This is a genomic window from Labilibaculum sp. K2S (genome assembly GCF_030372765.1).
GTDB lineage: Bacteria > Bacteroidota > Bacteroidia > Bacteroidales > Marinifilaceae > Labilibaculum.
In genome coordinates, this window is record NZ_JAUCMW010000042.1 from 1 (window position 1) to 8,067 (window position 8,067).

5 protein-coding genes are annotated in these 8,067 nt (G+C 33.0%); 2 read left to right on the forward strand and 3 right to left on the reverse strand.

The genetic code is table 11. From position 1 onward, the window contains the following. Positions 1-47: 47 nt before the first annotated feature. On the reverse strand, positions 48-212 hold the full coding sequence (locus QUH73_RS20360) for a hypothetical protein (protein WP_289532289.1): 165 nt from the start codon (positions 210-212) through the stop codon (positions 48-50). Between the two features lie 674 nt (positions 213-886). Next, positions 887-5,290, reverse strand: coding sequence for an AAA domain-containing protein (locus QUH73_RS20365; RefSeq protein WP_289532290.1), 4,404 nt, complete (start codon positions 5,288-5,290; stop codon positions 887-889). A gap of 1,065 nt (positions 5,291-6,355) precedes the next feature. Between QUH73_RS20365 and QUH73_RS20370 the strand changes: the two genes are divergently transcribed. Together QUH73_RS20370 and QUH73_RS20375 are read left to right on the forward strand one after the other, a co-directional pair. Next, complete coding sequence (locus QUH73_RS20370; protein ID WP_289532291.1) at positions 6,356-6,526, forward strand: hypothetical protein; 171 nt, start codon at positions 6,356-6,358, stop codon at positions 6,524-6,526. A 21-nt stretch (positions 6,527-6,547) separates the two neighbouring features. After that, the gene (locus QUH73_RS20375) at positions 6,548-6,730 is read left to right on the forward strand and encodes a hypothetical protein (RefSeq protein ID WP_289532292.1); all 183 of its coding nucleotides are present in this window, start codon (positions 6,548-6,550) and stop codon (positions 6,728-6,730) included. A gap of 207 nt (positions 6,731-6,937) precedes the next feature. Here QUH73_RS20375 and QUH73_RS20380 read toward each other — a convergent pair whose 3' ends face one another. Further along, positions 6,938-7,864: a hypothetical protein gene (locus tag QUH73_RS20380; protein WP_289532293.1), complete on the reverse strand. Its 927-nt coding sequence runs from the start codon at positions 7,862-7,864 to the stop codon at positions 6,938-6,940. Between the last annotated feature and the right edge of the window lie 203 nt (positions 7,865-8,067).

Consider the following 8,067-nt stretch of genomic DNA (forward strand, 5'->3'; position numbering starts at 1 on the left):
TCAGTGGCACACTTTGAACCGAAATGGGTGGCACATAATGGAGCGATTTATCCACCTTGAGCAAGTTCAACCGTTTTTTGTCGGGTTATTTGCGCACCTTCGATGAAGACGGTCACTTCTGAAACATTTGTTTCGATTTCTTTTTCTGTTATTTCCTGTCCGAAAATATTGCCAAAAATCAGGCAGAATAAGATTAGGTTTAAAGCTTTCATATTTTGGTTTTATTGTTTTTTAATCGTCGATTTTGTCTTTTTTAAAATTATGCATAACGGTAAATTGTATGAGTAGTGGCAGATTGCGTGGTAATTTCCGGTCCAACCGCTATGCTGTTTGAGCGGGCTACAAGCCTTGATATTTAGCACTTTGCCTGCCATTACTTATACAAAATGTGTGTGCCCTGCATGAGCATAATCACACCTACCGAAAGGTCTTCGAAAATGTTAAATATACAAATTTAGCATAAACAAAGATTATTCGAGGGATGTAATTTTTTTTCCAGAGGGTGTAAGTCCCTTATGCACTGGGGTGACTCCTGGAAGCATTAGTCCCGAGGCTTCGGGAGCTGGTGGTCAATCTCATCGGTAATTTCTTGTGTAAGTCGCAACTTACTCCTATTAGAAACTCGGTAAAATGGAGCTGTTGAGAGATAAGCTGAATGAGCTTCGCTTGTATCTGCTTCGTAATAATTGCATCTACGTACGGTTCTGTGAGAAGTTAGGGGTGAATTGAAAATCGACGAAGTCAAATTCCCCTAGCTTACTCGACTGTGCTTTCGTTATTCTTTTTCGTCTTGTTGATAGCGTTGGCAAAGACATACTCTTTTGCAATTTTTGGTTTGTGTGGCGGCTGGTGCGAATTGCAAATGTGTATGGCTTTTAGCGTTGGCTTAATTGATAATTTCTAATATTCTAACATATTTGTCCAATCCACCAATTCTTACAGTATCACCAACAGATTTCCCTTTTAAGGCAACTCCTAAAGGTGTGTTAATATTAATTTTCTGAATACCATTGGATTTTTCAAGTTTTGACACAGTTTGTTCTACTAAATGAACTTTCAAATCTTTATCTATATTCAAATATTTTACTTTCACTTTACTATTGATAGTAATGGTTTCTTTAAATAACTCTGTTTGAACTTCCTCTTTTTCTCTTGCAGTTTCAATTGTTTTACTTACAGCTTCAATTGTTTCTTTTAAATCCTTTTTAAGGTGTGGCGAAACTTTAGAAAGCTCATTTTCGATAATCGTAATATTATCTGTAAACGCTAATCTTGTTTTTGATTTATCTTCAAAAATTGAAGAATTACTATTTTCAATGCTTTTTATGAATTCAACTAATTTCTTTGTTTCCTTTTGTGGGTTTCTCCACCAATTTGTACTCCATATTCTATGAAATACAAAACCGTGTCCTTCAAGAATCTTTTGTCTATGTCTATCGTGCAAATATGCTTCTTGACTTGAATGATAAGCAGCTCCATCACATTCTATTGCAATTTTTGGAAGTCCAAGTTGTTTTGTGTCATAAACCATATCAATTCTAAAACCTGCAAACTGAAGTTGAGGAATTATATTTTTTTCGTCAAAATGTTCAGTTAGAGCTTCATAAACTTCCTCTTCAAATGGAGATTCGAGGTCATCGTTTAAGTTATCAATTGTAGTGCTTTTTGTGGAATTTTCTGCGAGTGTATTTAAGACCGAATTTCTTGCTTCATTATCTTGTTCACTAACAGCCTTTGAGTATGCTAAATAAGCATATAAAGCACCTCTGCGGTTATTTGAACCTTCATTTATTAAGTGCTCTTTGTAATTTAAAAAAACATCTTCTGGAATTGAAGAACAAACATATACTTTGTACTTTGCTCTTGTAACGATAACATTTAATAGTTTGTATCCTTTTTGATGATTTATTGAACCAAACCTTTGGGCAAATTTTCCATCTTTATTAATACCATAAGTTGTTGAAAGAATTATTACATCTCTTTCGTCTCCTTGAATATTTTCTAAGTTTTTAACAAAAAATCCGTTTTCTTCAAGCTCAATAATTTTATCGTTAAAGCCGCTGTATTTTTCAAATTTTCTTCTTTCATTAATCTTGCCTAGAATTAGGTTTCGTTGATTGATGTTAAAAGTTGCTACTCCAACTGTTGGATATTCTCCGTTTGGAAGTCTTGAAAGATTGTTATCAATAATTGACAGAATTGTTTCTGCTTCTGCATCATTAGAATTATCGGAATATGTGCCATTTACGGGAACATAATTTATTGGAATATATTCAAAACCGTTTGGAAGTGGTTTCAATCGTTGATTATAAAAAGCATAATTTGAGTAATCAATTAGATATGGATGCCTTGAACGATAATGAAAGTCTAAATATTTTTTCTCAAAACCTAATTCAGATGCAAAATCAAGAAGTGATTCACAATCTGAAAGTGAATTACTTATATCGCTTTTAATTTTATCTATTTCATCTTCAAATTCATCTTCATCATCAATTACACCATCAAATATTTTGCTGAAATAATTTGAAGGAGGCATTTGGTGTTCATCTCCTGCAATGATAATTTGTTTCCCTTTTAAAAGTGCGGGTAAATTGTCTTCTAATTTTAATTGACTTGCCTCATCAAACATAACAATATCAAAATATTGATTTTTGCCTTTAAAAAGGTTACTTGCTACGTCTGGAGTTGTTAGGATTATGGGGAAAAAAGTAGTGAATAAATCCATATCCAACTTTACTATTTCTCGTAAGGATAATCTTTTATGTCGTTTACCTGCTCGTTTGTTATATAAATTTTCAACCGCTAAATTTGGATTCTTAAGGTCAAATTCTCTGGTTGCATCTATTTGTTTTGAAAACCAATATTCTCTAATATATTTAATTTGTTCTTTTTCAAGTTCAGACAAAGATTTTCCTAATTCAATATGGTCATTATCATTTGTTGGTAAATCTGTATTTGCAGAATTTACAAGCATAGAATTAAGGTAGAAAATTAAAAATGTTTTTCTCCAATTTGTTTTTTCCTTTAATTGGTCAATGATTAACTTATTCTCTACTGATAAAGAATTGTGAAATTGATACCACTTAAACTCAATCGAAAAAAGGTCGTTTTCATTTGCAAAAAAGCATTCTTTTGAATTAATTAAAGTCTGAATTTGAGAAATTAATATATTGTGTGAATCTCCATTCAATTCTTTGTCAGTCCAATTTTGTTCTTTGATTTTAGACTTTAAGTTACTAAAGTTTGCTTTTATTAATTGTAGTAGCTCTGTATCAAATTCTTTTTCAGTTGATTTAAGTAAGTCTAGGAATTTATACTCATTTTTGATTTTCGATTGAAATTCAACATTAATTCTCTCAATAAATATCTTATGGTTTTTGAGAATGTTTTGATTCTCTTTTATAGAATTAGAAAAATTAATACTTTCAATGTCCTTGCTATGGTTCGTTTTTGATGAATAATCTTCAAAAAGGGAATTTATTGTTTTTTGGTCAATAAGTGTAGTTTTCTTTTCTTTTGAGAAGAGGGAAATAGTTTTATATAAAAATCCATTTGTTTTTCCCTCATCTAAAAAATCATTATTTGATTGGTGTTTTATTAGGATATTTTGGATAGAAGTTTCAATATCATTAATTAATGTTTTTTGTAAGTTAAATTGCTCATTTCTAATTTTATAATATTCTAACTCGTATTTTAAAATGTCATCTAATATTATATTCAACTCTTTTTTATAGATTGAAAAATCTTCTTCAATCTGATGTTCTATAATAAATGGATTGTCTCCAATTAATTTTGCAGAGTTTATAAAAGAAAGGCTTTTATTAGGTTTAAACTCGTCATATAAATTTTGCCCTTTCCTGATTATTTCTAATAGATGATTCAGTTCAGATGATTCATAGCTGAATGTGTCTTTTGCCAAATCAAGATTGTATTCTTCGGAATTGTCTTTTAATTCTAATAATAAAGAGCCAACAATGTGAGTCCAGTTTTTATTGCCGATTAAATTTTCTCCTAATTTTTTATGTCGCTTATTTATTGAATCAATTAACGCTTTTGATTTTTCAATAATATTATCTAAAGTTTCTTTAGAGTGAGTGTATCTATATCTGCGATACGAAGAATTATCTACTCTATCTCTTACTGAATCAACTGCTAATCTTCTGTCTTTAACAATATCCTTTAGCAGAACGCATTGATAATTAAGACCTTTTTCATTTAGGGCATTGTGAAGTACTTCTAAAGCAGTTCGTTTTTCACAAACAACAATTGTCTTTTTTTGATTTTCTAAAGCATTTACTAAAATAGCAGTAAGAGATTGACTTTTTCCTGTTCCTGGAGGGCCTTGTATTAAAATGTTTCGAGATGCTTTTAGAGAATGTAAAATTCCTTGTTGCGAAGGGTCGGTTTCGACTGATGATATTGGTTGAAACGTGTGTTCTTCCATATCCTCAAGGTCAATTGTTGCTCCTTTTAATTCTAGTAAATTCCCATAATCGTGAATAATATTTTGTTTCTGAACCTCAAAAATTGAAAAAAGTCCGCCAAAATCTATAAATGAATTATTAGATGTTAATGGTAGTTTTTCGTAATGTTTCTTTTCTGGAATAGATTTTATTTCATTTAGTTTTTTCTCAAATGTTTCGCGAAGGTCATCTGGAATTGAACTGTTTATGGATTCAATAATATTTGTACAAATATCCAAAAGTTCACTTTTGTCAATTAAGCCATCATCCAATAAGTCAGTTGAAATTTGATTAATCTCAATTTTGGAATCATTTTGTAAATGATTTATTAGAACCTCATTTATATAAATTGGGTCATCTTCTGTTCGTAGTATTTCCCAAGTGTTAAATTCTTTCGTTCTTCTTATTCTTAACGACCAAATTAAAATAGGAGCAACTGTTAATTTGTTGTCTGATTGGTCTCTTCTTACAAGTATCGGAAAGCCAAAACCAAATGTATTTATTCCTTTTTCTGATTCTATTGCATCTGTTTGATTAATTAAATTTTCAAAGGACTTTGTGATTTTCACTAACTGAGTTTGGTCTTCTTCAAAAAGTGAGTTCAAATCAGGAACGTTATCTTTCCAACTAACTTTAAACTTAAGAGGTAATTCGGTTAATAAGGAATTGATAAAGTTCTTAGGAAGATTCTCGTCAATATGAGATAATCTTGTTAAGTCAAATTTGTATCTTGAACGAGCTGGAATTGCATTTAAATGGACTCCTCTTCGACTACCAACTTTAAGTCGGTTTTGTAATTCAATTAGTAGTTTTTCGGTTATCTCCATTTTTTCGGTTGGCTTTCAGTTGTTTAAAATACGTTCTTTTTTTTATTCAATTTACGATTTTCATTATTTTGTTTGAGCGTTGGCAGAAAACAGCTCTTTTGGTTTTTTCTGAGTTGGCTTTCGTGTCGGCAAAAAACCAAATGTGCTGTTTGTGCGGCTGGCTTTTTTATAATGAAGCACAACGGTCTTGCTAAGTTTCGTGGGCGACTTTAAAGAGCTGATCTTTCAAACCGCCAAATAAGCAAGCCGATTAAATTTTCGTATTAATATTTGAACAAGCCAATTGAATTGGCTTGCTGGTGTTCATTAATTGTACTAAACATTCGAACTGCTCATCAGCGCCCATGAAATTTAGCTTTTGTGTGTGCCCTGCATGAGCATGATCACACCCACCGAAAGGTTGTTGAAAATGTTAAATATACAAATTTAGCATAAACAATGATTCTTGGAGGGTGTATTTTTTTTCCAGAGGGTGTAAGTCCCTTATGCACTGGGGTGACTCCTGGAAGCATTAGCAAGTGGCAAGGTGGTTTGGGGTGACCCATGCACTGAAGTAAGCCAACCGGCAAAAGTCTGAACTGACGAACAGTACCGAACTTGTGAGATTGTGAATACCATTTTATATAGGCAAGAATGAACCAACGGGATACGAGGCATTGTTATCTGGGTAAGTAGGCACATCACTGCAAAGCCCAACGAGTACCAAAAGGATAGTTATGTAGATCCCGCAGGATTAGACGGAAGGACATTTACCTTACCAAGGGAGATCTCATCAACCACGAGTTGGTTATGGTGAGAATTGGAGCGAAGCGGAAATCGCGAATTCCCATGGAATTATTTTATGAGCAACTCAGCCGAGGCCATAGTAGCTGTAAGACCATGAGCCACAAATAGAGATTGTGGAGGACTCACAGAGCAGTGAAGGGCTGAACGTTAAGTTGTTCCAAATGTTGCAAAGAAGCTGTTGTTTTTAGGCTCTAGCTTTGTATTAAGCGGAACAGGGAAAAGAAAAAGTAAACTAAAATGATTGAACAAATACTAACAGGAAAGAACCTGTTGCGAGCGATGTATCAAGTCCAAAAGAACCGAGGTTCAGCAGGAGTTGATCGTATGCCCGTGACTAAACTTTCAGATCTGATGTCAATTGACAAATCAGAACTGAAAGAGCGTGTTCGTTCGGGTAAATATTTGCCTCAAGCCATTTTAGGAGTCGTACCGAACGGAGTGAGATCATGAACACCTTTTTTAATAGAATTCGTGAATAAAAACCCGAAAAGAAAAAGCGAAGCCTTATTCGTTTGGGCGTTCAGCAAAGGCAAGCTTATGCATGGTCCCGATCACGTAATGAGGAACGAATTCATGAATGCCCGTAAGAATAAGTACTTTATGAATCATGGGTGGTTGGGCTACGGCGAAGCCCTCTCGAATACCTTACTATAAAATGATTTTATGAGTCATAGCTCAGAGTCCAATTTTAAGAACGACCATTACGCTTGAAAGATTGAAGAAACGTGGTTATGAATCTATGCTCGACATTTACAAGAAAATTTCCCCACAACTTAACGAACCGCTGTATACGAGACCCGTACGTACAGTGGTGTGAAAGCCTCTCCCTGCTAATGATTACTAGCGGGGCGGGCTATTCGATTATGCGGTCGCTTTTTTTGTTTTTATCTGTTTCTTTAAATCATCCGAAATGTTTGTCCATATCGTCCTGTAAGTTAGCAATAGTTTGCATTTACATTCAGTCTCAATGATTTTTGTAATATGCTTGTACCAATCAATGTAATTCCACGCACTTGGTTTAGGAGAATAAAGAAATTTTCCTTTTTCATCCCAATGAACTTCAGTCGCTGTCCTGTAAATCAGAGTAAACTTTTCTCTTTTTGGCTTTATGAAAAGACGTTCATTAGAATCAATGCCGATTTCAACAATCTCGTCAACTTTAAATCCATGTGTCTTTATTTTAATCTGGTCGAATATAAGTCTTCCAATATAGGTTTTGATTTTCGGGGATTTGAATCGATAATATTCATTCCAGTAGCTAATCATTCTACTTTCTGTTTGCTGCCAATATTTTGGATTTTCTAATACATACTTTTTAGAATTCTCTAATTGTGAGTCATCCAATTGATTATCCAACACTTCAAGAATTTCAAAAACATATTCGCCTAGTAATTGGAAAGTAAATGGTGTAATCCAATAAAAATTAATCCCTTTTAAGTTTTCTAATCGTCTTTGTCTTAAATATCCATTATGATGTCTTAGATAGATACAGCTTAAAATTGCTTGTTGCTTTTCAGTTAAAGATTTTTCCTTAGAGGAGCTTGGCTCATTAAAATAAAGTCTAACAGGTATTTCTAATTCTTCTGAATCAAGTTTTGTAGTGTAAAAATTCTCATGAATCAAATCGCTAACCATATGAGTATTTCCATCATATAATTTAATCCTGTTTTCATCAAACGGAATTATATCAAGTACGACATTTAAATCACTCTCCAAATTTTTCGGGAAAGCTTTTTTTAGACGCTCTTTATAGTCAACAAATTTATCTTTCTTAAACCAATTTTTCATATGTGTACTGCTGTCCTAAAGTGCCGCATAACGTTGAGTGTATGATTTCGTAAGGGATTTCGGGCTTCAAACCTTTCAATTTACACACCAAAATTGATGCGGGTGATAATGCTCGAAAACCTATGAAACCCTTATGAATTATACACATTGTGTGTGCCTTGAATGGTAAATTTAATAAAAGTTCTTTTATAATGTTAAGTTTT

What these genes read in the sequence shown, in the direction of transcription:
- QUH73_RS20380 (WP_289532293.1), bottom strand. Translation starts at nt 7,864, where the DNA reads ATGAAAAATTGGTTTAAGAAAGATAAATTTGTTGACTATAAAGAGCGT.
- QUH73_RS20365 (WP_289532290.1), bottom strand. Translation starts at nt 5,290, where the DNA reads ATGGAGATAACCGAAAAACTACTAATTGAATTACAAAACCGACTTAAA.
- QUH73_RS20360 (WP_289532289.1), bottom strand. Translation starts at nt 212, where the DNA reads ATGAAAGCTTTAAACCTAATCTTATTCTGCCTGATTTTTGGCAATATT.
- QUH73_RS20370 (WP_289532291.1), top strand. Translation starts at nt 6,356, where the DNA reads ATGTATCAAGTCCAAAAGAACCGAGGTTCAGCAGGAGTTGATCGTATG.